At 69.6% G+C, this 26,391-nt stretch carries 23 protein-coding genes, 1 tRNA gene and 1 pseudogene; 14 read left to right on the top strand and 11 right to left on the bottom strand.

The features are described 5' to 3' along the window. Window positions 1–6 precede the first annotated feature (6 nt). Window positions 7–1,779, top strand: a pseudogene (locus tag ACWDUN_RS08215) (DUF4118 domain-containing protein); the annotation flags it as partial. On the opposite strand, the gene ACWDUN_RS08220 reads toward ACWDUN_RS08215, so the two are convergent. After that, a complete protein-coding gene (locus ACWDUN_RS08220) occupies window positions 1,776–2,618 on the bottom strand; it encodes a helix-turn-helix domain-containing protein (protein ID WP_449927120.1) in 843 nt (280 codons plus the stop codon). The pseudogene ACWDUN_RS08215 and the gene ACWDUN_RS08220 overlap by 4 nt on opposite strands. 22 nt (window positions 2,619–2,640) lie before the next feature. On the opposite strand from ACWDUN_RS08220, the gene ACWDUN_RS08225 reads away from it, so the two are divergent. Together ACWDUN_RS08225 and ACWDUN_RS08230 are read left to right on the top strand one after the other, a co-directional pair. Further along, entirely contained in the window at window positions 2,641–3,192 is a 552-nt protein-coding gene (locus ACWDUN_RS08225) for a TIGR03086 family metal-binding protein (protein WP_449927122.1), read from the top strand. Between the two features lie 31 nt (window positions 3,193–3,223). Next, on the top strand, window positions 3,224–5,125 hold the full coding sequence (locus ACWDUN_RS08230; protein ID WP_449927124.1) for a propionyl-CoA synthetase: 1,902 nt from the start codon (window positions 3,224–3,226) through the stop codon (window positions 5,123–5,125). 39 nt (window positions 5,126–5,164) lie between these two features. Here the strand turns inward: ACWDUN_RS08230 and ACWDUN_RS08235 are convergent, their stop codons facing one another. Next, window positions 5,165–7,039, bottom strand: a complete 1,875-nt coding sequence (locus tag ACWDUN_RS08235) for a heavy metal translocating P-type ATPase (RefSeq protein ID WP_449927127.1) — start codon at window positions 7,037–7,039, stop codon at window positions 5,165–5,167. Window positions 7,040–7,119: 80 nt separating this feature from the next. Here ACWDUN_RS08235 and ACWDUN_RS08240 point away from each other — a divergent pair, with 80 nt between their 5' ends. Together ACWDUN_RS08240 and ACWDUN_RS08245 are read left to right on the top strand one after the other, a co-directional pair. Next, complete coding sequence (locus tag ACWDUN_RS08240; RefSeq protein WP_449927130.1) at window positions 7,120–7,473, top strand: ArsR/SmtB family transcription factor; 354 nt, start codon at window positions 7,120–7,122, stop codon at window positions 7,471–7,473. Window positions 7,474–7,772: 299 nt separating this feature from the next. After that, a complete protein-coding gene (locus ACWDUN_RS08245) occupies window positions 7,773–8,768 on the top strand; it encodes an MPT63 family protein (protein WP_449927132.1) in 996 nt (331 codons plus the stop codon). A gap of 67 nt (window positions 8,769–8,835) precedes the next feature. Here ACWDUN_RS08245 and ACWDUN_RS08250 read toward each other — a convergent pair whose 3' ends face one another. The 6 genes from ACWDUN_RS08250 to ACWDUN_RS08275 all read right to left on the bottom strand — a co-directional run bounded on the left by ACWDUN_RS08250 (window position 8,836) and on the right by ACWDUN_RS08275 (window position 13,742). Then, on the bottom strand, window positions 8,836–9,483 hold the full coding sequence (locus ACWDUN_RS08250) for a hypothetical protein (RefSeq protein ID WP_449927135.1): 648 nt from the start codon (window positions 9,481–9,483) through the stop codon (window positions 8,836–8,838). Between the two features lie 34 nt (window positions 9,484–9,517). Beyond that, window positions 9,518–10,444: a Ppx/GppA phosphatase family protein gene (locus ACWDUN_RS08255; RefSeq protein ID WP_449927137.1), complete on the bottom strand. Its 927-nt coding sequence runs from the start codon at window positions 10,442–10,444 to the stop codon at window positions 9,518–9,520. Then, window positions 10,441–10,932 (bottom strand): DUF501 domain-containing protein, encoded by a 492-nt coding sequence (locus ACWDUN_RS08260; RefSeq protein ID WP_449927139.1) that lies wholly within the window; start codon window positions 10,930–10,932, stop codon window positions 10,441–10,443. Before ACWDUN_RS08260 ends, ACWDUN_RS08255 begins: the two co-directional genes overlap by 4 nt. Further along, window positions 10,925–11,638, bottom strand: a complete 714-nt coding sequence (locus ACWDUN_RS08265; protein WP_449927142.1) for an FtsB family cell division protein — start codon at window positions 11,636–11,638, stop codon at window positions 10,925–10,927. Before ACWDUN_RS08265 ends, ACWDUN_RS08260 begins: the two co-directional genes overlap by 8 nt. A gap of 9 nt (window positions 11,639–11,647) precedes the next feature. Continuing rightward, the gene (gene eno, locus ACWDUN_RS08270; RefSeq protein ID WP_449927145.1) at window positions 11,648–12,937 is read right to left on the bottom strand and encodes a phosphopyruvate hydratase; all 1,290 of its coding nucleotides are present in this window, start codon (window positions 12,935–12,937) and stop codon (window positions 11,648–11,650) included. Window positions 12,938–13,010: 73 nt separating this feature from the next. Continuing rightward, window positions 13,011–13,742, bottom strand: coding sequence for a lytic transglycosylase domain-containing protein (locus ACWDUN_RS08275; protein WP_449927782.1), 732 nt, complete (start codon window positions 13,740–13,742; stop codon window positions 13,011–13,013). 245 nt (window positions 13,743–13,987) lie between these two features. Between ACWDUN_RS08275 and ACWDUN_RS08280 the strand changes: the two genes are divergently transcribed. The 6 genes from ACWDUN_RS08280 (at window position 13,988) to ACWDUN_RS08305 (ending at window position 19,940) form a co-directional block, all read left to right on the top strand. Continuing rightward, a complete protein-coding gene (locus tag ACWDUN_RS08280) occupies window positions 13,988–14,923 on the top strand; it encodes an EfeM/EfeO family lipoprotein (RefSeq protein ID WP_449927148.1) in 936 nt (311 codons plus the stop codon). After that, entirely contained in the window at window positions 14,920–16,176 is a 1,257-nt protein-coding gene (locus ACWDUN_RS08285) for a Dyp-type peroxidase (protein WP_449927150.1), read from the top strand. The genes ACWDUN_RS08280 and ACWDUN_RS08285 overlap by 4 nt, the downstream gene beginning before the upstream one ends. Before the next feature lie 30 nt (window positions 16,177–16,206). Then, window positions 16,207–16,746, top strand: a complete 540-nt coding sequence (locus ACWDUN_RS08290) for a hypothetical protein (RefSeq protein WP_449927153.1) — start codon at window positions 16,207–16,209, stop codon at window positions 16,744–16,746. Between the two features lie 99 nt (window positions 16,747–16,845). Further along, complete coding sequence (locus tag ACWDUN_RS08295) at window positions 16,846–18,273, top strand: PepSY-associated TM helix domain-containing protein (protein WP_449927156.1); 1,428 nt, start codon at window positions 16,846–16,848, stop codon at window positions 18,271–18,273. Then, window positions 18,266–18,757 (top strand): copper chaperone PCu(A)C, encoded by a 492-nt coding sequence (locus tag ACWDUN_RS08300; protein ID WP_449927159.1) that lies wholly within the window; start codon window positions 18,266–18,268, stop codon window positions 18,755–18,757. Before ACWDUN_RS08295 ends, ACWDUN_RS08300 begins: the two co-directional genes overlap by 8 nt. Beyond that, the gene (locus ACWDUN_RS08305; RefSeq protein ID WP_449927162.1) at window positions 18,750–19,940 is read left to right on the top strand and encodes a Dyp-type peroxidase; all 1,191 of its coding nucleotides are present in this window, start codon (window positions 18,750–18,752) and stop codon (window positions 19,938–19,940) included. Before ACWDUN_RS08300 ends, ACWDUN_RS08305 begins: the two co-directional genes overlap by 8 nt. A gap of 76 nt (window positions 19,941–20,016) precedes the next feature. On the opposite strand, the gene ACWDUN_RS08310 is transcribed toward ACWDUN_RS08305, so the two are convergent. Next, window positions 20,017–20,940, bottom strand: a complete 924-nt coding sequence (locus ACWDUN_RS08310; RefSeq protein ID WP_449927165.1) for a nucleoside triphosphate pyrophosphohydrolase — start codon at window positions 20,938–20,940, stop codon at window positions 20,017–20,019. Beyond that, window positions 20,937–24,566 (bottom strand): transcription-repair coupling factor, encoded by a 3,630-nt coding sequence (gene mfd / locus ACWDUN_RS08315; protein ID WP_449927168.1) that lies wholly within the window; start codon window positions 24,564–24,566, stop codon window positions 20,937–20,939. The genes ACWDUN_RS08310 and mfd overlap by 4 nt, the downstream gene beginning before the upstream one ends. Before the next feature lie 61 nt (window positions 24,567–24,627). Here mfd and ACWDUN_RS08320 point away from each other — a divergent pair, with 61 nt between their 5' ends. After that, window positions 24,628–25,026 (top strand): hypothetical protein, encoded by a 399-nt coding sequence (locus ACWDUN_RS08320; protein WP_449927171.1) that lies wholly within the window; start codon window positions 24,628–24,630, stop codon window positions 25,024–25,026. 186 nt (window positions 25,027–25,212) lie between these two features. Further along, the gene (locus tag ACWDUN_RS08325; RefSeq protein WP_449927174.1) at window positions 25,213–25,524 is read left to right on the top strand and encodes a hypothetical protein; all 312 of its coding nucleotides are present in this window, start codon (window positions 25,213–25,215) and stop codon (window positions 25,522–25,524) included. A 40-nt stretch (window positions 25,525–25,564) separates the two neighbouring features. On the opposite strand, the gene ACWDUN_RS08330 is transcribed toward ACWDUN_RS08325, so the two are convergent. Further along, window positions 25,565–26,158, bottom strand: a complete 594-nt coding sequence (locus ACWDUN_RS08330) for a TetR/AcrR family transcriptional regulator (protein WP_449927784.1) — start codon at window positions 26,156–26,158, stop codon at window positions 25,565–25,567. A gap of 86 nt (window positions 26,159–26,244) precedes the next feature. Between ACWDUN_RS08330 and ACWDUN_RS08335 the strand changes: the two genes are divergently transcribed. After that, window positions 26,245–26,316: transfer RNA gene (locus tag ACWDUN_RS08335), tRNA-Gln, on the top strand. The last annotated feature ends 75 nt before the right edge of the window (window positions 26,317–26,391 follow it).

The following is a 26,391-nucleotide window of genomic DNA, read 5'->3' on the forward strand; positions in this document are numbered from 1 at the left end:
GGAGCGGTGAGCATCCTGGGCCGCAAGCGCGCGGATCTGCGCATCTATCTGGGTGCCGCGCCCGGTGTCGGCAAGACGTACTCGATGCTCGGCGAGGCGCAGCGGCGGATGGAACGCGGAACCGATGTCGTGGCGGCGGTGATCGAGACCCACGGCCGCCGCCGGACTGCCCAGCAACTGGCCGGCATCGAGGTGATCCCGCCGACCCAGGTCGAGCACGAGGGCACCCGGTATCCCGAACTCGACGTCCTGGCGGTGCTCGCGCGGCGCCCCCAGGTCGTGCTCGTCGACGAGCTGGCGCACGCCAACACTCCCGGCAGCCGCAATGCCCATCGCTGGCAGGACGTCGAGGAGTTCCTCAACGCGGGCATCACGGTGATCAGCACGGTCAATGTCCAGCACCTGGAGAGCCTGCACGATGTGGTCAGCCACATCACCGGTGTCACCGAAACCCAGCGCATCCCCGACGAGATCGTGCGCGCGGCCGACCAGATCGAGCTGGTGGACATCACCCCGGAAGCATTGCGCCGCAGGATCACTCACGGCAACGTGTTCCCCCGCGAGCAGGCTGACGCGGCGCTGGACGACTACTTCCGCCCCGGCAACCTGTCCGCCCTGCGGCAGCTGGCGCTGCTGTGGCTGGCCGATCAGGTCGATGCCGCGCTGGCCAGGTACCGCACCGACAAGAACATCACCGACACCTGGGAGGCCCGCGAACGCGTGGTCGTCGCGGTGTCGGGCGGCCCGGAGTCCGAGACGCTGGTCCGGCGCGCATCGCGCATCGCGTCGCGATCCGGCGCCGAACTCAAGGTGGTGCACGTCGTGCAGGGCGACGGGCTGATCGCCATCACCCCGCAGCAGAAGAGGGCCGTGCGCGAACTCGCCGCCAGCCTCGGTGCGACCATGCACACCGTCGTCGGTGAGGATGTCGCGATCACCCTGCTGGACTTTGCGCGCAGCGTGAACGCCACCCAGTTGGTGATCGGCACGTCGCGCCGGTCGCGGTTGGCGCGGATGTTCGACGAAGGTATCGGCGCCCAGGTGATCGAACAGTCCGGCAATGTCGACGTGCACATGGTCACCCACCCGGAGGCGCACAGCGGGATGTCGTGGTCGCGGTCGGCCTCGACCCGACGGCGGGCCACCTCGTGGCTGCTGGCCGCGGCCGTCCCGGCGCTGATCTGTGCCGTGACGATGTGGCTGCCGGCCGGCGCCCTGGGTATCGGCGGGCAGAGCGCCCTGTTCTTCACCGGCGTGGTGGCGGTGGCGCTGATCGGCGGTATCGCCGCGGCCGCCGTCTGCGCGGTGATCTCCGGTCTGCTGCTGACGTATTTCCTGGTGAGTCCGGTGCACAGCTTCGCGATCTACGACGCCGACAGTGTCGTCACCATCGCTGTGCTGCTGTTGGTCGCGGTGGCCGTGGCGGTGCTGGTGGACCGCGCCGCGCGCCGCGCCGCCGAGGCCCGCCGGACATCGCGGGAGGCCGAACTGCTGGCGCTGTTCGCCGATTCCGCGTTACGCGATGCCGAACTGGAGGCGCTGCTGGAACGGGTCCGGGAGGCGTATTCGCAACGCGCGGTGAGCATCGTGTCCGCCGATGGTGCCGTGCTGGCCGGGGTCGGCCGGGATCCGTGCGCCGGCGTCGACGCCGCCGACACGGCTATCGACGTGGCCGATCACGACCACTGGTTGCTGCTCTCGGGTAAGCCGTTGACGACCCGGGACCGGCGGGTGCTCAGCGCCGTCGCCGAACAGGCGGTGTCGATGATCCGGCGTCAGTCGGCATAGCGGGCGGCGAACGCACCGGGCGTCACTCCGGTGACGCGCCGGAAGTCATGACTCAGATGCGCCTCGTCGGCGTAGCCGAGGTCGGCGGCCACCGCCGCGATCGTCGTCGCCCCCGTGCGCAGCCGCCACGTCGCGTCCTGGATCCGCCGCCGGCGCACCAGCCACTTGGGGCTCAGCCCGATGCGGTGGCGGCTGAGCCGCTGCAGGGAGCGCTCGCCGATGCCGAAATGCGCACACACGTCGGAGACCCGGCTGATCTTCGGATTGTCCTCGATGAAGGCCACGATGTCGTTGACGGTGCGGCCCTGTTCATCGACCGGCAGGTAGCGGCGCAGGAACTCGGTGTAACAGTCGACGGCGGCCGACTGTGCCTGCGGCGCAGCGGGATCGGCGGCCATGATCGAGCGGATCTGGCCGGCCAACGCGGCTCCGCGCGCACCGAGCAGATCACCCAGTTCGACATGGGTGTCGGTCCACGGCGCGACCGCGCCGCCGGTGATCAACGATCCGGCGGCGGGTTCGAACATCACCCCGACCGCCCAGCCGTTGCCGGCCAGCGGAGTGCCGGCCAGTCCCGAGGCGGGTCCGTAGAAACGGGCGTAGTCGGCGGTGACCACCATCAGGCAGACCGGATACTGCAACACCTTCTGGGTGAACACCTCACCGTCGGGCACCTGCCAGACCGGGATCCAGAACCGCCGCACCAAACCCGCCAGGACCGCGGGCGTCTCCGGTCGTGCCATGTGGATCGCGGCTTGGTGCGACGGGTCGAGCAGATGCGCCGGTTCATCCGCGACGGTGTTGTCGGGTTTGTCCAATCCGCTCGCCATTGCGCTGCCTAACCTGTTGCCCATGACGGATTCCAGTGTCCCAGAGACCTACGCGCACCTGGCCGACGGCATGGCCGCGGTGATCGCCACGCTGACATCACAGCAGTGGGATCGGCCCAGCCCGTGCGACGGGTGGACCGCGCGTGACGTGCTGGCCCATTTGATCGACACCCAGCGCGAGTACTTCGCCGGCCACGAACTACCGCTGGGCGAGCGACCCGATCTGACCGACCCGTCGGCGGCCTGGTCCGCGCACACCGCCGCGGTCCGGGAGATCCTCGCCGACCCGCAGGTGCCGGACCGATCATTCGACGGCCATTTCGGCCCGACGACCGTCGGCGAAGCCCTGCTGCAGTTCTACGGCTTCGACCTGATCGCGCACCGCTGGGATCTGGCCGCGGTGACCGAGAGCCCGTACCGGTTCGGGGCCGACGAACTGGACTGGCTGGAGCGCAGCATCAGCGGCTGGGGCCAGGCGCTCTACATGGAGGGAATCTGCGCGCCGGCGGTCGAGGTGGACGCCGACGCGGACCGGCAGAGCCGGGTGCTGGCCGCGCTGGGCCGCGCCGGTTGAGCGCAGTTGGCCGTTGCAACCGCGTTGCAACGTGACGCAGATTACGGTGCTGAACATGTCCGGCTACCGTGCAATTTTCGACGCCAGCATCTCCGACCCGGAGACGTTCTGGGCTGACGCCGCCAAGGCGGTCACCTGGACCCGGGAACCGCAGCGGGTGCTCGACGACAGCAATCCCCCGTTCTACCGCTGGTTCCCCGACGGCGAACTCAACACCTGCGCCAATGCGCTGGATCGGCATATCGACGAACGTGGTGATCAGGCGGCGTTGATCTACGACTCTCCGGTGACGGGCACGAAGCGCACCTACACCTACCGGGAACTGCTGGATGAGACCGCACGGTTCGCCGGGGTGCTCAGGGGCCTCGGCGTCGGCAAGGGCGACCGGGTGGTCATCTACATGCCGATGGTGCCCGAGGCGGTCATCGCCATGCTGGCCTGCGCGCGCCTCGGAGCGGTGCACTCGGTGGTCTTCGGCGGTTTCGCCGGCCATGAGCTGGCCACCCGCATCGACGATGCCCGGCCCACCGTCGTGGTGTCGGCATCCTGCGGTATCGAGCCGACCCGCACCGTCGAGTACAAGCCGATGCTGGACACCGCGCTGACGCTGGCCGAGCACACCACGCCCAAGTGCGTCATCCTGCAACGCGAGCAGCATCCGTGCGAACTCGTCGAGGGCCGCGACGTGGACTGGGCGCAGGCCATGGCATCGGCCGAACCGGTGGACCCGGTGCCGGTGGCCGCCACCGACCCGTTGTATGTGCTCTACACCTCCGGCACCACCGGCAAGCCCAAGGGCATCGTCCGTGACAACGGCGGGCACGCCGTCGCGCTGCTGTGGACCATGCGCCACATCTACGACCTCAACCCCGGTGAGGTGTTCTGGGCCGCCTCCGATGTCGGCTGGGTCGTCGGGCACTCCTACATCGTCTACGCGCCCCTGCTGCTGGGCGCGACAACCGTTCTGTACGAAGGCAAACCGGTCGGCACCCCGGATGCCGGCGCGTTCTGGCGGGTGGCCGCCGAGCACAACGTGAAGGCGTTGTTCACCGCGCCGACCGCCATCCGGGCCATCAAGAAGGACGATCCGGACGCCGCCAAGCTGGCCGACTACGATCTTTCGGGCCTGAAGTACCTGTTCCAGGCCGGTGAGCGGCTGGACCCAGGCACCTACGAATGGGCCTCGCAGAAGCTCGGCATCCCGATCATCGACCACTGGTGGCAGACCGAGACCGGCTGGGCGATCGCCGCCGACCCGATGGGTATCGAACAGCTACCGGTCAAGCCCGGCTCGGCGACGGTGCCGATGCCCGGCTATGACGTGCGGGTGTTGCGTCCCGATGGCTCGGAATGCGATGCGGGCGAAGAGGGTTCGATCGTCGTCAAGCTGCCGCTGCCGCCGGGCACGCTGCCCACCCTGTGGGGTGAGGACGACCGTTACGTGTCCTCGTACCTGCGCGCCTTCGACGGCTACTACCTGACCGGCGACGGTGGGCACGTCGATTCCGACGGCTACCTGTTCGTCGTCGGGCGCACCGATGACGTCATCAACGTCGCCGGGCACCGGATGTCGACGGGATCCATCGAGGCCGTGCTGGCCACCCATCCCGCGGTGGCCGAGTGTGCGGTGATCGGGGTGTCCGACGATCTCAAGGGTCAGGTCCCGCGCGCGCTGGTGGTGCTGAAATCCGGCTTCACCTCCGATGGTCTGGACGCCGAACTGATCGAGGCCGTCCGCAACGATATCGGCGCCGTCGCGAGCTTCAAGCTGGTGGATGTGGTTCCCGCTCTGCCCAAGACACGTTCGGGCAAGATCCTGCGCAAGACGATGCGCGGGATCGCCGACGGCAAGGATGAGCCGATGCCCTCGACGATCGAGGATCCCTCGGTGCTCGACGCGCTGAAGGCCACGCTGTCACAACGACGAAACTGAACACGATGGCGGGATTCGGCCGGAATCCCGCCATCGCACTCAGGTTCGGCGGAATGACCGGTCGCGCAGCAGCCGCAATCCGTTGAGGGCCACGATGATGGTCGACCCTTCGTGGCCGGCCACGCCCAGCGGCAACGGCAGATGCCAGAACAGATCCCAGGCCACCAGCACGATGATGAAGGTGGCCGCGATCACCAAATTGGCGATCACCATCCGTCGGGCGCGCCGGGCCAGCGCCAGCACCGCCGGGATGGCGGCCAGGTCATCGCGCACGGTGATGGCGTCGGCGGTCTGCAGCGTCAGATCGGATCCGCTGCGGCCCATGGCGATCGAGACATGTGCTGCGGCCATCGCGGGCGCGTCGTTGACGCCGTCACCGACCACCAGCACCCGGCCGGGCAGCGCGCGTACCGCGTCGACTTTCTGATCCGGCAGCAACCCGGCCTGCGCCGTGATGTCCAGTCGCTGCGCCAGAAACGCCGCCGCGCGGTGGTTGTCACCGGTCAACAGCACCGGTTGGTGCGCGGTCATCGCGGCCAGCTCGCGGACGGCCCGTTCGGCCTGCGGTCGCGCGGCATCGCGCAGGCCGAGCACCCCGGTCACCTCGCCGTCGACGACGACCACCACCGCGGTGGCACCGGATTCCTCCAGGTCGCGCACGTGCGGCAGGGCCGGACCGGTCAGTGCGGCCGGACTGAGCACCTCGACCAACCGATGACCCACCGTCGCGCGCACACCGCGCCCGGGAACCGCCGCGAAACCGACCGCCGGGGCGATGTCGAGTCCGCGCTCGGCGGCCGCTGCCACGATCGCCCGCCCCAGCGGGTGCTCGCTGTACTGCTCAGCCGCCGCGGCCAGCCCCAGCACCTCGTCGGATGGCACGGACACCACGCGCGGGCGACCGGTCGTCAGGGTGCCGGTCTTGTCGAATGCCACGGTGTCGATGGTGGCCAGATGTTCCATCGCCACAGCGGACTTCACCAACACGCCGTTGCGTCCGGCGGTGGCGATGGCCGACAGCAGCGGCGGCATGGTGGCCAGCACGACCGCGCACGGCGAGGCGACGATCATCAACGTCATGGCGCGCAACAGCGCACTGCGCAGATCCTCACCGAACAACAGCGGCACGATGAACAACGCCAACGTCGCGCACACCATCCCGACCGAATAGCGCTGCTCGATCTTCTCGATGAACAGCTGGGTGCGGGCCTTGGTCGCGGACGCCTGCTCGACCATCGCGACGATGCGTGCGACCACACTGTCGGCGGGATCGCGGATCACCCTGGCCTGCAGGGCACCGGCACCGTTGAGCGTGCCCGCGAAGACCTCGTCACCGGTATGCACCGACACCGGCAGCGGTTCCCCGGTGATGGTGGATTGATCGACATCGGAGGCGCCGTCGACGACGGTCGCATCGGCGGCGATCCGCTCCCCCGGGCGGACCACGATGAGGTCGCCCACCCGCAGTTCGGCCGCGTCGATCTCGCGCTCGGTGCCACCCTCGATCCGCACGGCACGCTGCGGCGCCAGATCCAGCAGGGCCCGCACGGAGTCCTCGGTGCGCCGGGTGGCGACATCCTCCAGCGCACCGGAGGTGGCGAAGATCAGGATCAGCAGGGCGCCGTCGAAGACCTGACCGATGGCCGCGGCACCGATGGCCGCCAGCACCATGAGCAGATCGACATCGAGGCGACGTTGCGCCAGCTCGGCCAGCCCGTCGCGCGCCGGCTGCCACCCACCGGCGACGTAGCAGGCGAGATATATTGTCCACCAGATGATCTCAGGCGCACCGGCGAGCTGGCACGCCAGGCCGAGCGCGAACAGACCCAGCGCGAGCGCCGCCCACCGCACCGAACTCAACGACCACACCGACCGTCGCGCGACCGTCCGGCTGCGCAGCGTTCGTTCCCTCACCCCGATCATCACCAACACATATAAACATGTAGAATTTTACATGTCTAAAGATCCAGATCAGGCCGTGGTTGAATAGCGGTATGGGACACGGAGTCGAGGGGCGCACCCCGCCCGCGGCGACGCTCGACGCCGCCTCGGCGGTGAAGGTCGCCGAGACGCTGCAGGCCCTTGCCTCGCCGAACCGCCTGCTGATCCTGACCCGATTGCGGCAGTCGCCGTGCACCGTCACCGACCTCTCGGCCGCCGTCGGCATGGAGCAACCCGCAGTGTCCAACCAGCTGCGGCTGCTGCGCGCCCTCGGACTGGTCGCCGGCGACCGCGCCGGCCGCAACATCATCTACCGGCTCTACGACTCCCATGTCGCCCAACTGCTGGACGAGGCCGTGTTCCACATCGAGCATCTGCGACTGGGCGCGCGCGAGGACACCGCCTGATCTGCAGCTCGGTGAGCGAGCCCGGCCGACCAGCCGCGAGTGATCTTGAGCAAATACCGGCAAGTTAGCGCGTCGGCCAACGAACAATGTGCTGACCTTTGTAGCAAACCGCCCCAATACAGATGAATGGTTTGCTGCTGGCCGGTGCCGCGAGTTTGCGACCGCGCTTGCCGCTGCATCGTCGCGCTCGCGAAAGGGCGATCGGCGGTTCCATCACCCCACGCCACCTGCTAACTTCGCACAAGTGTGCACCCCATCGGGGGGACGCCGTCAATCGGACGACTCAGGAGTGAAACACCGTGAAGAATACGAGCATTGCCGCCGCGTTTGCGGCTGCTGCCGTTGCCGCGGCAGGGGCGATCACCGCGTTCAGCGCGCCGGCCGCCATTGCCGACGATCACAACGCCGTCACCACCACCCAGCTGGGCAGCCAGGCCAAGCTGCACGACGGCAACGTCGTGCAGGGTTGGACCGTCACCGGCCTGAAGGTCAGCACCGACACCATCCCCGCGCAGGTGCACGGCACCTTGTGGGAGGCCACCGCGACCGATGAGGCACTGCAGGGCAGCGCCACGCCGATCGTGTCGAACTTGAACGCGCGCGCCCGCAACGGGCAGACCTACCGGGCGCTGTGGGGCGTCGCCACCCCGCAGGGGGTCAACCCGTCCACGCTGGCGCAGGGACAGAAGACCACCGGCAAGGTGTACTTCGACGTCACCGGCGAGGCGCCGGACAGCGTCGTCTACGCCACCAACGCCGCCGATCTGATCGTGTGGGTGACCCCGCCGCCGGCCGCCGGCACGGGCACCGGCTGGGGCACCGGCACCCGCACCTACCAGGCACCCGCCGCGGCCGCCGAGTCGACCGAGACCCCGGAGGCGGGTGAGGCCTCGACCTCGACCACCGAGACCCCGGCACCGGGTGCGCCCACGACCGCAGCCACTCCGGCGCCCGCCATGGCACCGGCGGGTAGCCAGGGCACGCCGCTGCCGGCGGACGCTCCCGGCGCCCCCGCCCCGGCCGCGGTCCCGGCCGGCAGCCAGGGCACCCCGCTGCCCGAGGGTCAGCCCGGCATGACGCCGGCCGGCGTGCAGGAGGTTCCGGCACCCGGTGCGGCCCCCGCGCCTGCCATGGCCCCCGAGGGCACCGTGCCCGTACCGGAAGGCCCCGCCCCGGCCGCCGCGGAGGGCACCCTGCCGGGCGACGAGGCCCGGATCGACGGCGGCAGCCAGGGCACCCCGCTGCCCGCCGGCGCGGCCCCCGTCACCACCCCGGTGATGGCGCCGCCCGCCTGACACCAGGCCCGAAAAAACGGCGCCCCGGTCCGACCGGACCGGGGCGCCGTTTCACGTTCGGGTTGGTTCAGGAGTGCGTGCTCCACCAGGCGTACAGGTTGTCCAGGGTCGGGCCCGCCGGCCTGCCCTGCACCACCGCGAACATCTGGTCGTCGATATTGGTCCAGGCCAGCATCGGATTGTCGTTCTGGATACCGCACACCAGCGTGCCGCTGACCTCGTGCAGTGAGGCGTTGTGCCGCCACGGACCCGGCGACTGGATACGGCCCGGGCAGTCCACGACCGTCGACGTCGACCCCAGGTCGGCGATCGCCGCATCCAGTGCCGGGGTGTCCAGCAGCAGCGAGTAGGTCGCCGACATCGGACCGCCGGGATCCCTGTTCACGGTGCAGGCGATGGTGGCCAGGGCGCCTTCCAACCGAGCGACCGGCTCACAGGCCCCGTCCGGATAGCCCTTGGGCAGCGCCGCCATCAACCGACTGTTGGCATCATCGGCCTGCTCGGGGGTGACCTCGGCCGACGTCTCGGCCACCGAACTCTCCTGCGCGGCAGGCGCATCCGGTGAGGACGGGCGCAGCACCAGGTAGGCGACACCGGCACCGATGGCCACCACACCCACGGCGGCACCGACGATCAGGCCGATATTGGGTCCGCTGCGCGACGGTGGACGCGGGACGATCGGCGGTGGTCCCCCGCCGGAATTCCACGTGCTCACGCCACTGCCTCCTCATGACTCGATCGGTACCACGCTAAGCGATGGATTGGGCAATTCCGTCCAGGATGTCGTGCTCGCTGACGACGAGTTCGTCGATCCCGGCCCGCTCCGCCATCACCCGGGCCAGTTCCTCCACGACGATCGCACCACCGGCGATGACATCGGCGCGGCCCTCGTGCATCGGGCCCAGCGCCAGCCGCTGCTGTGACGTCATCGTCAGCAGTCCGGCGCAGACCGGCAACAGCTCGCCGAACGGCGTGCGCGACAGGTGAATTGCATTGGGGTCATAGACCGGCAACCGGTGAGCCAGCGCGGCCAGCGTCGTGAACGTGCCCGCCACACCCACCCAGGTGCGCGCGCCCGCCACCGGCACCGCCCGCAGCGCCTCGGCCAGGGCCTCACGCACCACCGCGCGGGCGGCCTCGATCTCGTCGGCGATCGGCGGATCCGAGTGCAGGCAGCGTTCCTTGATGCGCACGCACCCGATGTTCGCCGAGAAGGAGGCACTGACTCCGTCCTCGGCCCCCAGCACCAGCTCGGTGGATCCGCCGCCGAGATCGACCACGACGAAAGGGGCTCCGGCGGAATCCAGTTCACCGACAGCCCCGTGGAAGGACAGCTCGGCCTCCTCGGTACCGGTGATCACCTCGGCGACGGCACCGGGTTGCACCGCGCCGAGCAGGCGAGCGGTCATCGCGAAGAACTCGTCGCGGTTGCCCGCATCCCGCGCCGCCGACGTGGCCACCATGCGCACCCGCCGCACGCCGTGCTCCCGCATCAACGCGACGTAGTCGGCCAGCGCGGCTTCGGTGCGCGCCAATGCTTCCGGGGCGAACTCGCCGGTGGCGTCGACACCCTGGCCGAGTCGCACGATGCGCATCTCGCGGTGCACATCGGCACCGGCTTCGCTGATGAGCAGACGGATGGAATTGGTACCGCAGTCGACCGCGCCGACCCTCACGTCCACACCTCACTGTCCAAGATGCCTGCCATCGCCGGCTCACCGGCCAGGATGGCCAGCGCCTCATCGCCGAACGGGTTGACCCCCGGCCCCTTGGCCAGCGAATGCGCCATCACCACATGCAGACATTTGACCCGATCCGGCATGCCGCCGCCGGTGAAGTCGGTGCCCAGCGATTCGATGGCATCACGCTCGGCCAGATACGCCTCGTGCGCCCGCCGGTAGGCCGCTGCCAGTTCCTCGTCCTCGGCCAGCCGCTCGGTCATCTCCCGCATCAGACCCGAGGACTCCAACCGGCTCGCGGCGGCGGTCAGCGCCGGGTGCGTCAGGTAGTACAGCGTCGGGAACGGAGTCCCGTCGGGAAGCCGGGGTGCCGTCTTCACCACGGCCGGTTCACCATTGGGGCACCGGTACGCGATCTCCAGGACGCCGCGCGGCGCACGCCCGAGCTGGCGCGCGACGGCGTCCAGGTCCGCCTGGTCAACCACCGGCGGGCCGGGGGTCTGGTCCGGGCGGGACGACGGGTGCACCGGTGCTCGGCGGCGCCGGCGTGATCCCGTGCGGTGCATCGGCAATGGTGTGCCACAGCGACGTGTACCAGGGATCGGTCGACACCGCGGTGGGCGCGTCGCCTCCGGCGTCCGGTTGCACGACGGCCGACGGGGGCAGCTGCACCTGATAGGGAATGTCACCGGGCATCACGAAGCCCAGCCGCTCGCGCGCCTGCGCCGCGATGTACACCGGGTCGGCGAGCTTGATCTTCTGCTGCTCTAGATCCGCGATCTGTGAACGCAATTGTGCCTCAACCATTTTGAGCTGATTCATCTCGGTGCGCTGGGCGAAGTAGGTGCGCACCGGTCCGGCGATGGTCAGCGTCAGCACGCACACCACCGCCGCCAGGATGGCCGCCCGCCGGGCCGCGGACCCGAAACGCTGATCCGTTTGCGCGTCGGCGGTCTCGGTGACCGACCGGCGGATGGCCTCGGCGACGGTGTCCGGTCCTGCACCGGACGCCTCGTCACGGAGCCGCTCGGCCTCGCGGGCCGCCCTGGCCTCCCGGCTCTCGATCGCCTTCGGTTCCCGACGCGCGGCCGATGATCCACGCGGACGGCCCGATCCGCCAGCCTTGCCCGGCCTGGGGGCAGGGCCGCGGCTCGACTTCCGCTGCGGATCGGGCCGTTTCGCGTCGGGCATGAGCCGCTACTACTGGCTCGCAGGCGCGAACCGCGGGAAGGCGAGGTCGCCGGCGTAGCGGGCGGCGTCGCCGAGGGCCTCCTCGATACGCAGCAGCTGGTTGTACTTGGCCACCCGCTCGCTGCGGGCCGGCGCACCGGTCTTGATCTGACCGCTGCCCACCGCCACCGCCAGATCGGCGATGGTGGTGTCCTCGGTCTCCCCGGAGCGGTGGCTCATCATGGTGCGGTAGCCGCTGTTGTGCGCCAGCGCGACGGCGTCCAGCGTCTCGGTAAGCGTGCCGATCTGGTTGACCTTGACCAGCAGGGCGTTCGCCGCACCCTTCTCGATGCCCTCTTCCAGGCGCTCGGGATTGGTGACGAACAGGTCGTCGCCGACCAGCTGCACCCGGTCACCGATGGCCGCGGTCAGCGCCACCCAGCCGTCCCAGTCGTCCTCGGACAGCGGGTCCTCGATCGATACCAGCGGGTACGCGTCGAGCAGAGCGGCGTAGAACTCGGCCATCTGCTCGGCGGTACGGGTCTCCTTCTCGAAGGCGTAACCCGAACCCTGCGTATAGAACTCGGTCGCGGCGACATCCAGCGCCAGCGCCACGTCGGTGCCGAGCTTGAGGCCGGCGCCCTCGATGGCGGTGCCGATCAGATCCAGCGCGGCCTTGGTTCCCGGCAGGTCCGGGGCAAATCCGCCCTCGTCACCCAGACCGGTGGACAGGCCCTGCTTCTTGAGCACCGACTTCAGCGAGTGGTACACCTCGGCACCCCAGCGCAGCGACTCCTTGAAGGTCGGGGCGCCGATCGGGGCGATCATGAATTCCTGGACGTCCACCCCGGTGTCGGCGTGCGCACCGCCGTTGATGATGTTCATCATCGGCACGGGCAGGATGTGGGCGTTCGGGCCGCCGACGTAGCGGAACAGCGGCAGGCCGGCCGAGTCGGCGGCGGCGCGGGCCACCGCCAGCGACAGGCCCAGGATGGCGTTGGCGCCCAGCCGCGACTTGTCCGGCGTGCCGTCGAGGTCCAGCAATGCCTGGTCGACGAGTCGTTGGTCGTCGGCGGACAGACCGATGACCGCGGGGGCGATCTCGTCGAGGACGGCCTCGACGGCCTTCTCGACGCCCTTGCCGAGGTAGCGGGAGCCGCCGTCACGCAGCTCGACGGCCTCGTGTTCACCGGTGGAGGCGCCCGAGGGCACGGCGGCGCGGGCAACGGTTCCGTCGATCAGGGCCACCTCGACCTCGACGGTCGGGTTGCCACGAGAATCGAGGATCTCGCGGGCTCCGACCTGTTCGATGATGGGCACGGGTTCCTCCTGCAAATCTGGGATGGCTGCGTTCGGGTATGAGCCTAGAGGTTGCGCCTGCACCTGGCGTGCTCTAGGTCGCCCGCCCGTCGGCGTAGGCGGTGGCCCAGTCACGGACACTGCGCGCGTACTGATTGGACAGGTTGTAGGCACGCAACGCCTCCATCCAGCCACGCGGGGTGGACAGGTCCTTACCCCGCCAGCACAGGTAGCCGGCCGCCGACAGTGCGGCATCGTCAAAGTTGTCCGGGCTGATGATGCCGTCGTTGTTGGCATCGACGCCGTACAACCGCCAGGTTTCGGGGATGAACTGCATGGGCCCCATGGCCCGGTCCAGGTTGGGGTCGCCGTCGAGGCGTCCCTGATCGGTGTCCAGGATCTGCATGTTGCCCGCGGTGCCGTCCAGTTGGACACCCCGAATGGGCGGGCGCACATCACCGTTGGGCGCGATGGTGGCGTTCTGATACGTGCCGTGATGGCTTTCGACCATGCCGATACCGGCCAGCGTCGTCCAGGCCAGGTTGCACTTCGGATTGACCACCTCGGCCACCCGCGCGGCGTAGGCGTAGGCCTCCAGCGCCTGCGCCGGGATCCCCACCGCGGGAGCCAGGTCGGCGGCCCATTCGCGCAGCTGGTCGGCGGGGCGGCCGGGGGCGTTGGTGTCGATGGGCGGCACCGGCGCACCGCGCGGCGGCGGGACGCCGTCGGGAATCGGGTCACCGCTGCGCCACGAACAACTGGACGCCAGCAGCAACAGCGCCGCGGTCACCACGAGGGCGACGCGCACCCAGCGGACCCGCCACATACCGGCCAGTCCACGTGCGGGGGCCGGCGGCACAGGGGCGACGGTCGGCGCCGGGGGCGACACACTCCCAGCCCCACTCCGTACGTCCGACAAGGCACTCCCTCAAGGCAACTGGAGGTCTTGACACCCCCGATCAAGAGTAACGGTGGGTAGGACCCGCAATGTCGATCGCTTCAGTTCACTCAGGTATGCCTATCCAACGCTGCTCGAACATGTACTGTGCTCGAAGTCCCCTAGGAGGTCGGATGAGACGGCATTTCGCCTGGCAGATCCCGGTAGTGGCACTGGCCCTCGCTCTCAGCGGGTGTTCGGGCGGTGATTCGAACACCGACAGCGACACGTCGACCGGCAGCGCGTCCTCGGGCGCGTCGACCACCAGCGCAGCGGCCGCGGCACCGAATCCGCTGACCGAGAAGGCGGCGACCGAATACAAGGCCTACGCCACCGCCCAGATCGACGAGCTCGTCGGCGCGGTCAAGGTCTTCACCGACGCGGTGCGGGCCGGGAACCTGCAGGCCGCCCAGGACGCCTACGCCCCGTCGCGCGCCCCGTGGGAGCGCATCGAACCGATCGCCGGCCTGGTCGAGGAGATCGACGGCAAGATCGACGCCCGCGTCGACGACTTCGCGGGTGTCGACGATCCCGAGTTCACCGGCTGGCATCGCCTGGAGTACCTGCTGTTCGAGAAGAACACCACCGAAGGCGGCGCACCGTTCGCCGACCAGCTCGACGCCGATATCGCCGAACTCAAGGCACAGTTCCCCTCCGTCGAGGTCGAACCCGTGGACGTGTCCACCGGGGCGGCCGAACTGATCGAGGAGGTCTCCGAGGGCAAGATCACCGGCGAAGAGGACCGCTACGCCAAGACCGACCTGTGGGATTTCGACGCCAACGTCCAGGGTGCCCGCGACGCCATCGGCAAGCTGAACCCCGCACTGGTGGAGGCCGACCCGGCGCTGCTGGGCAAGATCGAGGCCGGGATCAACTCGGTGTTCGACACCCTGGCCCCGCTGCGCCGCGGTGACGGCTGGGTGCTGTTCTGCACCGAGAACGACCCCTATCCGTCGGCGCGCTGCCCGGAGGTCACGGTGACCCCCGAGGTGATCGACACCCTCAAATCCGAACTCGCCGGCCTGTCGGAGAACCTGTCGCAGGTGTCGGGAGTGCTCAAACTGCAGTGAGCCGGGGTATCTCGCGTCGCGGTTTCGTCACCGGCGCGCTCGGAGCCGGTGCGCTGGGCGTCGGCGCCGGGGCACTGACAGGGTGCGGTCCCGAGCCCCGGGCCGACCGGCCGGCCGAACGGTTCGTCGAGTTCGAGGGCGCCCACCAGACGGGTATCACCGCCCTGCCGATCCCCGAGCAGGGATTGGTGGCGTCGTTCAACGTGCACGCCAAGAACCGGGCGGAGTTGACCTCGACGCTGCGCGAACTCACCGACGAGATCCGCGGCCTGATGGCCGGCCGCCCGCCCGAGCAGCGCGATCCCGCCTATCCGCCGGTGGATTCGGGCATCCTCGGCGAGCAGCCGCCCGCCGACAATCTGTCGATCGTGGTCGGGGTCGGCGCGTCACTGTTCGACGGCCGGTTCGGGCTGGCCGACCGCAAACCCCGCGAGCTGGTCACCATGCCGTTTCTGGCCAACGACCGGCTCGATCCCAAGCTCTCGCACGGTGACCTCTCGATCATTCTGGAGTCCGGACACAGCGACACCATGCAGTTCGCGCTGCGACAGCTGATGCGGCGCACCCGTAGCGATCTGGTGCTGCGCTGGATGATCGATGGATATGCCCGCGGGATCGGGGCGGGCAAGGCATCCACGCCGGACAACAAGGAGGCCGCCACCCCACGCAACCTGCTGGGCTTCAAGGACGGCACGGCCAACCTCGACGTCACCGATGCCGAAGTGATGGACCGGCACGTCTGGGTGGGGCCCGAGGACGGTGAACCGGCATGGGCCGCCGGCGGCACCTATCAGGCCGTGCGGATCATCCGGAACTTCGTCGAGTTCTGGGATCGCACCCAGCTCGTCGAGCAGGAGGCGCTGATCGGGCGTTCCAAGGTCAGCGGCGCTCCGCTGGGCATGTCCGGCGAGTTCGACGACCCGGACTACGCCGCGGACCCCGACGGCCTGCGGATCAAGCTCAACGCCCACATCAGGCTTGCCAATCCGCGCACCCCGGAAACCGAGGAGAACCTGATCCTGCGGCGCGGATTCAACTATTCGCGCGGATTCGACGGTGCCGGGCGGCTGGATCAGGGCCTGGCCTTCGTCGCCTACCAGCGCAGCCTGCAGAAGGGCTTCCTGGCGGTGCAGGAGCGTCTCAGGGGCGAACCGCTGGAGGAGTACATCATGCCGGTGGGCGGTGGTTTCTTCTTCGTGCTGCCCGGTGTGACCGGCGCGGACCGGTTCCTCGGCGACGAACTCGTGGCATGACCTACTAGGTTGCGTAGTAGAGTCCGGCTCGTGACCACGCCGACCGCCCGCGCGCACGGCCTGCGCGCCGCGCTCGTCGGCACCTGCGCCGCGGTCACCACGGTCGGTGCGCACGCCGCCGCCGACGGGACCGTCCCGCACGGCGCCGCCCTGGTCGCCGCACTGCTGGTCTGCGCGACCTCGGGTGCGGCCGCCGCCGGCGTGACCCTGGCCAATCGGCACGCCCAGGCGCTGGTGCTGGCACTGGCCCTGAGCGCCGCCCAACTGCTCAGCCACCTGGTGCTGACCGTCGTCGGCGGCCATCACGGCGATCTGGGCCTGACACCGGCGATGCTGTTCGCGCACGCCGCCGCCGCGGTGGTGCTCGGCATCGCCATCGCCGCGGTCGAGCATCTGTACCGGGTGTGTGCCTCGGTGCTGTGCTGGCTGCGATTGTTCGCCGCCCTGAACCCGCCGCCCGCCCCGCCGCGGGTCCGTCGGCGCACCAACAACGTTGTCGCACAGTCTGTTCTGCTGGCTCCGGGGCTGGGTATGCGAGCCCCTCCGATGGGTGGTGGCGCGACCGCTTGACGGTCGCCGTCCTCTGACGTCCCTGTTCACCGTGACCGGTCCGGTCACGGTGCTGTGTGCGTTTGCACCCACCCATCCATCTGAGCCGAAAGCGCTTTCATGACCCTGCCCGACGACACCGTCGAAAAACCGATATCCACACCCGCACCACCGCAACGAAGTTGGCGACCGTTCGTGTTACGCCTGCACTTCTACGCCGGGATCCTGGTGGCGCCGTTCATCCTCGTCGCCGCGATCACCGGCGGCCTCTACGCCATGGCCCCGACCATCGAGCGCGTCGTCTACGACGACATCCTGACCGTCACACCGGCCGGGCAGGCGCTCGGACTGGCCGAGCAGGTGGCGGCCGCACAGCACGCCTTCCCCACGCTGACCATGACCGGCATGCGACCACCCGCCGGCGCCGGCGACTCGACCCGGGTGGAGTTCGCCGACCCCACCCTCGACGAGGAACTGCTGCGGGCGGTGTTCGTCGATCCCTACACCGGACGCGTGCTCGGCGACGAGGTCACCTGGCTGGGCTACCTGCCGGTCAGCACCTGGCTCGACGGTTTCCACCGGCACCTGCACCTCGGTGAGCCCGGTCGCATCTACAGCGAACTGGCCGCCTCCTGGCTGTGGGTGGTGGCCCTCGGCGGGCTGGCGCTCTGGCTGACCAAGGCCGCCGCCGAACGACGCCGGGGCCGGGCGGGCCGGGTGTGGCGGGTCGACCGCAGCGCCGAGGGCCGAGCCCGCACCAGGAACTGGCACGGCGCCACCGGGGTCTGGCTGCTGGCCGGGCTGCTGTTCCTGTCCGCCACCGGCATCACCTGGTCGACCTACGCCGGCGCACATGTCTCCGATCTGCGCGCCGCCATGGACTGGAACCGGCCGGTGCTGGACACCTCGTTGGGCCACGCCGGGGCCGGTCACGACGGCCATGACGAGCACGGGGAGCACGGTGCACCGGCGGTACCCACGGGCCCCACCGCGATCGACTACGAGGCGGTGCTGCGGGCCGCCGACGAGGCCGGCGTCGAGCTGCCCGTCGAGATGGTCCTACCGGTCGATGCCAACCAGGGCGTGCGGGTCGCCGAGATCGAGAAGCCCTTCCGGATGACCACCGACGTCGCATCGGTCGACCCGGCCACCACCGCCGTCACCGGCGAGATCGACTACTGGCGTGACTATTCGCCGGTCGCGATGCTGGCCGACTGGGGTATCCGCGGGCACATGGGCCTGCTCTTCGGCCTGTTGAATCAGCTGCTGCTGCTCGGTGTGGCCGTGGCTCTGGTCGCGGTGATCATCGGCGGCTACCGGATGTGGTGGCAGCGCCGCCCCACCCGCGGATCGCGATGGGCACTCGGCAGGCCGCCGCTGCGCGGCGGGTGGAAGAGGTTGCCGGCGTGGGCAATCGGCCCGCTGACGGTCTCCGCGGTGGCGGTGGGCTGGTACCTGCCGCTGCTGGGCATCTCATTGGCGGCATTCATGATCGTGGATCTCGCGATCGGATCGGCCAAACTACGTAAGGAGCGCACCGATGCGTAAGATCCTGATACTCGTTGTCGCCATGCTGGTTTCGTCCTGCGGCTCCCCCGCGGCCGACGAACGTACGATGGCCGAGCGGGTGACCATCCACGAACAGTGGGCCGCCGCCACCGACGACGGGATGGCCGCCATGTTCGGCACCCTGTCCAACGACGGGGCCGATGCGCGGATCACCTCGGGTACCTCGCCGGCGGCCGACATCGTCGAACTGCACGAGGTGGTCGGCGATGCCGGCAGCAAGACGATGCGCCCCAAGGACGGTGGCCTGGTCATCCCCGGCGGCGGCAGCCACGAGTTGGCCCCCGGCGCCGATCACGTGATGCTGATGGATCTCACCGGCCCGCTGTCACCGGGCACCGACGTCAGCGTCACGTTGCTGTTCGAGGACGGTTCCACGCTGCCGGTCACGGCGCAGGTGCGTGACTTCCCGGGCGCCAACGAGGAATACCGGCCCGACCACAGCGGCCACGGCAGCCATGGTTGACGTGAACCGGCGGCGCCTCCTGACCGGGGGCGCCGCCGCGCTGGCCGCCGGCGCCGCCTTGACCCAGTGCGGCGCCGCGCAATCGGCGACCGTCCAGGGTTTCGGCGGCGCGATCGAACCGTTTCACGGTGCACACCAAGGCGGTATCGCCACCCCGGCCCAGGCGCATGCGCTGTTCGTCGCGCTGGATCTGCGCCCGGAACCGGGACGCAGCCCACGCGAGGCGCTGACCGCCCTGTTGAAGCTGTGGTCCGCCGACGCCGCCCGGCTCACCCAGGGCCGGCCCGCGCTGGCCGACACCGAACCGGAATTGGCACTGCGCCCGGCTCGGCTGACCGTCGGCGTCGGCCTCGGGCCGGCGGTGTTCGACCGGATCGGCCTGGGCCACAAGCGCCCAGCTACCGCGGTCGAGCTCCCGGCGTTTCGCACCGACCGGCTCGATCCGCGCTTCGGCGGCGGTGATGTGCTGCTGCAGATCTGCGCCGACGACCCGATGGTCGTCGCGCATGCCAGTCGGGTTCTGCTCAAGAACGTCCGGACGATGACCGCGCAACGATGGCGTCAGCGCGGATTCCGCAATGCGCACGGCGCCGACGCGTCGGGGTCGACCATGCGCAATGTGATGGGTCAGGTCGACGGCACCGCGAATCTGCGCACCCCGGCCGAGTTCGACCGCTACGTCTGGGATGACGGTGCAGGGCAGCCATGGTTCGCCGGTGGCACGATCCTGACGCTGCGCCGCATCCGGGCCGAGCTGGACACCTGGGACGAGCTGGACCGGACCAGCAAGGAACTGTCGGTGGGCCGCCGCCTGGACAGCGGCGCACCGCTGACCGGCACCCGCGAGCACGATGCCCCCGATCTGAGCGCACAGGTCAACGGAATCCCGGTGATCCCACCGAATTCGCATATCGCCCTTGCCCATCACCGCAACGATGACGAGCGGTTCCTGCGCAGGCCGTACAATTACGACGACCCGCCGCCGGCCGGGGTGACCACCGACAGCGGTCTGGTGTTCGCGACGTATGCGGCCGACCCGGCGCGGCAGTTCGTCCCGGTGCAGCGGCGGTTGGCCGAGGCGGACGCGATGAATCAGTGGATCACCACGGTCGGGTCCGCAACGTTCGCGATGCTGCCCGGCGTGGCCGAGGGCGACTGGTTGGGGCAGGTTTTGCTGTCCTGATCTTCCCGGCGAAACTCGCGTACCCGGGGTGCTTGGCGCGAGAATAACCCCCGGTACGCGTGTTTCGGCGCAGCGGTCAGGCCGGCCAGTGCGCCCGCCACTGTTCGGCGTCGATGGGTTCGGGCGGGGCGTCGCCGATCGGGTCGGCCCCACGGGCCGCCTTGACCGCCCGTTCGGCGGCGCGCACAGTGTCCATGAACTCCAATGTCGCGGTGCGCAAGGTGTTCTCGGCATCGGAGTCGGCGCTGATCCGCACCTGCTGCAGCGCATCCGGGATCAACTCGTCGGGCAATCCCGCACCGGCAGCGCGTTCGAGCACCTTCTGGGTCAGGGCCAGCGCGGGCTGGCCGGTCGGCACGTCATCCATACAGGACTCCCGTGTCTTCTCGGCCCGCTTGCGCTCCTCCCAGTGCGCCAACTGCTCCTCCAGGGACACCGAATCACCGGCGAGCACACCGGAGGCTCGGTTGCCGAGCTTGCGCACCAGCGCGTCGGCGACATCGTCGATATCGAACGGATGCGCCGGCGCGTCCTGCGCGATGCGGGCGTGAAACAGCACCTGCAGCAACACATCTCCGAGCTCGGTGCGCAACTCGTCGGCGTCACCGCTGCGCACCGCGTCGAACAGTTCGTAGGTCTCCTCGAGCAGATAGCGCCGCAGCGAGTCGTGGGTCTGCTCGGTCTCCCACGGCCCGTCGGTGCGCAACCTGTCCATCACCGCGACGGCGTCGACCAGACGCTCACCGACCTGCGGGCTCGGTGCCGCGATCAGCGTGGCACCGGCCGCCAGACGCGCCCGCACCTCGGGATGATCGGGGTCCGAGGACAACAGCACCGGCGCGGGTTCGGAGCCGTCGGCCAGCACCGGCCGGGCCGACGGCAGCGACCAGGGCACCTTGATCGGCATCTCCTCGGTGTACTGCACATCACCGGCCAGCAGCGCGACGGCCTCCACCGGGACCAGCGACGGCCGGCGCGGATCCACCAGCACGACGGTCATGTCGGGTCCCCGGACGCCGCGGCAGCGCCGGTGATGTCCACCTCGTCGGCGGGCCGGCCGTCCAGCGCGAGCAGCAGTCCCGCCACCGCCTGCAGCAGTTCCAGATCGCGGATCCGCGGCGCCCCGACACCGCTGCCGGACCGCGGGATCGGGATCTGCACCGTCGAGGTGGTCGCCCGGTACGTGGCACCGGGATAGATCCGCTTGAGCCGCAGCTGCCCGGAATCCAACAGGGTCAACGGCGACACCTTCAAGGTGCTGTCGGAGATGGTGGACACCTCGGTGACGCCGTACTCCCGGCACAGCAGCCGCAGCCGGGCCACCGCGACGAGGCGCTGCGCGGCCTCGGGCAGCGGGCCGTAGCGGTCGACGAGTTCGTCGATGACGCGGGCCACCCCGGCGTTGTCGCCGGCCGCGGCCAGTCGCCGGTAGGCCTCCAGCCGCAGCCGGTCGCTGCCGATGTAGTCCGGGGGAAGGTGCGCGTCCACCGGCAGGTCGATGCGCACATCCTTCGGTTCCTCGGACGCCACGACGGTTTTGCCGTCCACCGCCGCCCGGTAGGCCTCGACGGCCTCCCCGACCAGGCGCACGTACAGGTCGAAGCCGACACCGGCGACGTGGCCGGACTGCTCGACACCGAGCACATTGCCCGCGCCGCGGATCTCCAGATCCTTCATCGCCACCGCCATGCCGGCACCCAGATCGTTGTTCTGCGCGATGGTGGCCAACCGGTCGTGTGCGGTCTCGGTGAGCGGAACCTCTGGCGGATACAGGAAATACGCGTAGCCGCGCTCGCGGCTACGCCCGACCCGGCCGCGCAGCTGGTGCAACTGGGACAGGCCGAACGTGTCGGCACGTTCCACGATCAGGGTGTTGGCATTGGAGATGTCCAGGCCGGTCTCGACGATGGTGGTGCACACCAGGATGTCGAAATCGCGGTTCCAGAAACCCTCGACGGTCTTCTCCAGGGTCTCCTCGGCCATCTGACCGTGCGCGACCACCACGCGCGCCTCGGGCACCATCGCCTGCACCCGCGCGGCGGCCTGGTCGATCGACTTGACCCGGTTGTGGATGTAGAAGGCCTGCCCGTCGCGCAGCAACTCGCGGCGCAGCGCGGCGGCGACCTGCTTGTCGTCATGCGGGCCGACGTAGGTCAGCACCGGGAAGCGTTCCTCGGGCGGGGTAAGGATGGTCGACATCTCGCGGATGCCGGCCAGGCTCATCTCCAGGGTGCGCGGGATCGGGGTGGCGCTCATGGTCAGCACATCGACGTGCGTGCGCAGGCTCTTGATGTGTTCCTTGTGCTCCACACCGAAGCGCTGTTCCTCGTCGACGATGACCAGGCCCAGATCCTTCCAGCGCACCGCGGTCTGCAGCAGCCGGTGCGTGCCGATCACGACATCGACCGAGCCGTCGACCATTCCGTCGAGGACGGCCTTGGATTCGCTCCCGTCGGTGAACCGGGACAGTCCCTTGACCGTGACCGGGAATCCGGCCATCCGGGCGGTGAACGTCTGCAGGTGCTGATCGGCCAGCAGCGTGGTAGGTACCAGCACCGCGACCTGCTTACCGTCCTGCACGGCCTTGAACGCCGCGCGCACCGCGATCTCGGTCTTGCCGTAGCCGACGTCACCGCAGATCACCCGGTCCATCGGGACCGGCTTCTCCATATCGGCCTTGACCTCGCTGATCGCGGTCATCTGGTCCATGGTCTCGGTGAAGCCGAAGGCGTCCTCCATCTCGGCCTGCCACGGGGTGTCCGGACCGAACGCGTGCCCGGGTGCGGCCTGCCGCTTCGCGTACAGCGAAACCAGTTCACCGGCGATCTCGCGAACCGCCTTGCGCGCCTTGGTCTTGGTGTTGGTCCAATCGCTGCCGCCGAGCCGGCTCAGGGTGGGGGCCTGCCCACCGACGTAGCGGGACAGCTGATCCAGCGAATCCATCGGCACGTACAGCTTGTCGGTGCCGCCGCCGCGCTTGGCCGAGGCGTACTCCAGCACCAGATACTCGCGCCGCGCGCCGCCGATCACCCGTTCGGTCATCTCGACGAACTTGCCGATGCCGTGCTGATCGTGCACGACGAGGTCACCGGCGGTCAGCGCCAACGGGTCGACGACGTTGCGACGTTTCGCGGCAAGGCGTTTGCCGTCGGTGGCGGCGACCCGGTTGCCGGTCAGATCGGTCTCGGTGATGACGACCAGGTTCGCGCCGGGGATGATCACCCCGTCGTGCAACGGGCCCTTGAGCACCCCGACCACACCGGCGGTCGGCTGCGCGCCGGCCTCCAACATCGTTGCGGGCGTGTCGGCTTCGCCGAGTTGCTCGACGACGCGGTGCGCGGTGCCGGTACCCGGGGTGACAACGACGGCATACCCACCGGTCGCGACGTGAGCGCGCAGCATCGCGAAGATCTCATCGACTGCGTGCTGGGTGCGGGCGCTGGGCGCCGGGCGCACGTCGAGATCGATCGCGCCCTCGTCGGTGAGCTGGCTCAGCGTCCACCATCGCCCGGCGGCGGCGCGCACCTCCTCGAGTTCGCGGAAACCCGAGCCGCCCAGGGCCTCGACGTCGATCGGCGCGTCGCCACCGACGGCGGCCACCGACCAGGACGCCTCCAGGAATTCCCGGCCGGTGCGGATCAGATCCGCGGCGCGCGAGCGCACCTTCTCCGGGTCGCACACCAGCACCGGGGTGCCCTCGGGCAGGTGGCCGGTCAGCAGGGTCAGCTCGTCGGGCTGCAGCACCGGCAGCAACGCCTCCATGCCGTCGACCGGGATGCCCTCGGCCAGCTTGGCCAGCATGTCGCCGATGGACCCGGCGATGGTGTTGTCGGTCTGCGGCTGGGCGTCGACGAGTTGCGCGGCGCGCGCCTTGACGTCCTCGGTGATCAGGATCTCCCGGCAGGCCACCGCGTCCACCCGGTTGATCTCGATCTCGGCGATGGAGCGCTGGTCGGCCACCGAGAACATCCGCATCTCGGAGACCTCGTCACCCCAGAACTCCACGCGCACAGGGTGTTCGGCGGTCGGCGGGAAGACATCCAGGATGCCGCCGCGGACCGCGAACTCACCGCGCTTGGCCACCATGTCCACCCGCGTGTAGGCGAGTTCGACCAGCCGGGCGATGGTGGCGTCGAAATCGGCCTCGTCCCCGACGGTCAACGAGACCGGTTCGATGACGCCCAGGCCGGCCACCATGGGCTGCAGCAGCGAGCGGGCGGTGGTGACCACCACCTGCAGCGGCGGGCCGAGGTGCGCGTCATCGGGGTGCGCCAGCCGGCGCAGCACCAGCATCCGCGCGCCCACCGTCTCCACCCCCGGTGAGAGCCGCTCGTGTGGCAGCGTCTCCCACGACGGGAACAGCGCGACGGCCTCGCCCAGCACCGCCTTCAGTTCGGCGGTCAGATCGTCGGCTTCGCGGCCGGTGGCGGCAACCGCCAGCAGCGGTCCGGTACGGGCCAGCGCGGCCGCGACGAACAGCCGTGCGCTGGCCGGACCGACCACGGCGAGCGTGTCCGGCCGGGCCTGGGCGCGGTCGATCAGGTCAACGAAGGTGGGCGAGGTGAGCGCCAGGTCGACGAGCCCCGCGATCGGGCTCTGGACATGAGTGTGCCCCGGTGCGGTCATGATGCATCCATGGTAGGCGCTGCGGAATTGCCGCACAGCGGGGCGCCGGTGCGGTGTTAGCGTGCTCACTGAGGTACTCGCTCATCGAGGTGCCCGGGGGTTCGGGCGTGCCGGGGTGGCCGTGACGATCCCGGTGGTCGCCGCCAGCAATCCCGCCACGCTCTCCGAGGCCGCCACCGGACTCCGCGACAAGATCGGCCGACTCGACGCCGCCGTCACCGAACAGCAGTACACGCTGACCACGCTGGCCGCGGCCTGGGAAGGCGCCGCCGCCTCCGCGGCCCTCGCCGGCGGCGCAAAGACCGTGCAGCGGCTGACCGAGCTGCGCCCACGGCTGCAGACCATCCAGCGCGCGCTCAGTTCGGGCGGCACCGGCCTGTCCCCGTTGCGCCGGTCCGTCGTCGACCTAGCCATCAGGCGGCCGTGCTGGGCGGCATCGTCGGCGCCGACGGCACGGTGACCGGCCCCGCCGAGGGCGACTATGGCCACGGGGTGCCCGAGGAACTGCAACCCCTGCTCGAGCGCCGCGATGCCGCAGAGGTCATCGCCGAGCGTGACCGCATGATCGACGAGATCACCGCCGAGCTGAGCGGGATCGTGCCGGGATCGCGGTTCGTGCCGCGCCGCGAACCGGGCGAATCGGTGTGTGGCGACTTCGGCTCGACCGACGGCAGCAGCTACTTCAGCCCGCACTACCCCTCGCCGGCCCCGATCTCGGCCGCGCTGTGGGACCGGGGCCGCGCACGCCGTCGTCGACATCGCCGCCCGGTACGGCTATACCGACGCCCAGCGCACCGAGGACGCCACCGATGAGCAGGCCAAGAACATCACCATCACCGACGGTGAGGGCGGCCGCCTGACGCTGAACTCGATGGAAGCCGCCACCTTCTACGTCGGCACCGGCTGCTACCTGACCGCCGAGAAGAAGCAGCGGGCCCGCGACGCGGCGCCGAACTGATCCCCCGGTCGCTGCGCCGCTGCCCGCCGCGCGGCCTGAGTCATTCCTCGTGCAGTTGCGGGTCGGGCTCCAGGTGGGTCAGCCCGTTCCAGACCACGTTGACGACGTGCGCGGCGACCACTTCCTTCTTCGGCTCCCGCACGTCGAGCCACCACTGGGCCGTCATCGACACCGAGCCGACCAGCGCCTGGGCGTACAGCGGGGCCAGATCGGGATCCAGCCCGCGGCGGGAGAAATCCCCGGCCAGGATCGACGCCACCTGGTTCACGGCATCGTTGAGCAGCGTCGCGTAGGTGCCCGAGGTGATGGCCGCGGGCGAATCACGGATCAGGATGCGGAACCCGTCGGTGTGTTCCTCGACATAGGTCAGCAGGGCCAGCGCCACCCGCTCGACACGGACCCGGGACCGGTTGTTGGTCAGCGAGGACGTGATGCCGTCCAGCAGCGCCGACATCTCCCTGTCGACGACGACGGCGTAGAGCCCCTCCTTGCCGCCGAAATGCTCGTACACCACGGGTTTGGACACGTTGGCGCGCTGCGCGATCTCCTCGATGGAGGTGCCGTCGAAACCCCGTTCGGCGAACAACGACTTGGCGATCTCGATGAGCTGCTGACGACGTTCACTGCCGGTCATCCGGGCGCGCGGCGCACGCGCATCTTTCTCGGGTGCTGCCACGCGTCCAGACTAGTCGGCTTGCACTAGAGTCTCGGGTTGATCGATCCGTCGTGGTGTAATCGGCAGCACCTCTGATTTTGGTTCAGATAGTTCAGGTTCGAGTCCTGGCGACGGAGCTCAACTGCCGCGAGCGACCCCCAACTGACAGCGTCGACGGTGTGTCCGCGTACAGACACGGTCGGTCGCGGAGG

Source organism: Mycobacterium sp. NPDC003323 (assembly GCF_053589535.1).

Coding starts and splice junctions, on each gene's coding strand:
- ACWDUN_RS08220 (WP_449927120.1), bottom strand. CDS start 2,618: ATGGCGAGCGGATTGGACAAACCCGACAACACCGTCGCGGATGAACCG.
- ACWDUN_RS08225 (WP_449927122.1), top strand. CDS start 2,641: ATGACGGATTCCAGTGTCCCAGAGACCTACGCGCACCTGGCCGACGGC.
- ACWDUN_RS08240 (WP_449927130.1), top strand. CDS start 7,120: ATGGGACACGGAGTCGAGGGGCGCACCCCGCCCGCGGCGACGCTCGAC.
- ACWDUN_RS08265 (WP_449927142.1), bottom strand. CDS start 11,638: ATGCCCGACGCGAAACGGCCCGATCCGCAGCGGAAGTCGAGCCGCGGC.
- ACWDUN_RS08275 (WP_449927782.1), bottom strand. CDS start 13,742: ATGTGGCGGGTCCGCTGGGTGCGCGTCGCCCTCGTGGTGACCGCGGCG.
- ACWDUN_RS08280 (WP_449927148.1), top strand. CDS start 13,988: ATGAGACGGCATTTCGCCTGGCAGATCCCGGTAGTGGCACTGGCCCTC.
- ACWDUN_RS08295 (WP_449927156.1), top strand. CDS start 16,846: ATGACCCTGCCCGACGACACCGTCGAAAAACCGATATCCACACCCGCA.
- ACWDUN_RS08300 (WP_449927159.1), top strand. CDS start 18,266: ATGCGTAAGATCCTGATACTCGTTGTCGCCATGCTGGTTTCGTCCTGC.
- ACWDUN_RS08305 (WP_449927162.1), top strand. CDS start 18,750: ATGGTTGACGTGAACCGGCGGCGCCTCCTGACCGGGGGCGCCGCCGCG.
- ACWDUN_RS08310 (WP_449927165.1), bottom strand. CDS start 20,940: ATGACCGTCGTGCTGGTGGATCCGCGCCGGCCGTCGCTGGTCCCGGTG.
- mfd (WP_449927168.1), bottom strand. CDS start 24,566: ATGACCGCACCGGGGCACACTCATGTCCAGAGCCCGATCGCGGGGCTC.
- ACWDUN_RS08330 (WP_449927784.1), bottom strand. CDS start 26,158: ATGACCGGCAGTGAACGTCGTCAGCAGCTCATCGAGATCGCCAAGTCG.